Genomic DNA, 510 nt, shown 5'->3' on the forward strand with positions numbered 1-510 from the left:
ATCTCATGGGACTGGTCTTTGGCTGCGGCTTATTCTATGCCGCCACCAAGTTGCGGGCAGACAAAGCGGTTTGGCGTGCCAAGACCCCTGTCCCTTCGAGGGCAAGCCTATGACGGGAACTGCTATAGCAGGAGTCATGATACCGGCCTTGATGGGACTGAGTTACCTGGGGTTGGCCTTGCTTGCCCTGGCCAAATTCGGCCATTTCCGTGAGGTGTTCGCCAGGGCGCCGAGCGCGGCCCAGTCGCGGGGGCTGAGTTACGCCGGCAGCCTGTTGCTGGCAACGGTATTTATCCTGTGTGGCCAGCGCTTTGGCTGGGGTTATGGCAGCCTGGTCTTCATGGGCCTGGCCAGCCTCAGCGGCTTCCTGTGCATAATGAACCTGTCTTTTTGCGCCCGTCTCATGCCCGGCGCCATGTGGGTAACGGGCTCGGTCAGCGCCCTGCTGGCATTGAACTGCTACTGAGCCCCCCGGCCGGGATCATCCTCCCCCGCAGACAGGAGCAGGTT

The 510-nt window shown here is 61.6% G+C and carries 1 protein-coding gene; it reads left to right on the top strand.

Annotated features, from left to right (window positions below):
* Positions 1-151 precede the first annotated feature (151 nt).
* A complete protein-coding gene (locus F2B26_RS17840; protein WP_201292838.1) occupies positions 152-466 on the top strand; it encodes a DUF3325 domain-containing protein in 315 nt (104 codons plus the stop codon).
* Positions 467-510: the final 44 nt, after the last annotated feature.

This window comes from Cellulomonas citrea (assembly GCF_009829685.1).
GTDB classification, from domain to species: Bacteria; Actinomycetota; Actinomycetes; order Actinomycetales; family Cellulomonadaceae; genus Cellulomonas; species Cellulomonas citrea.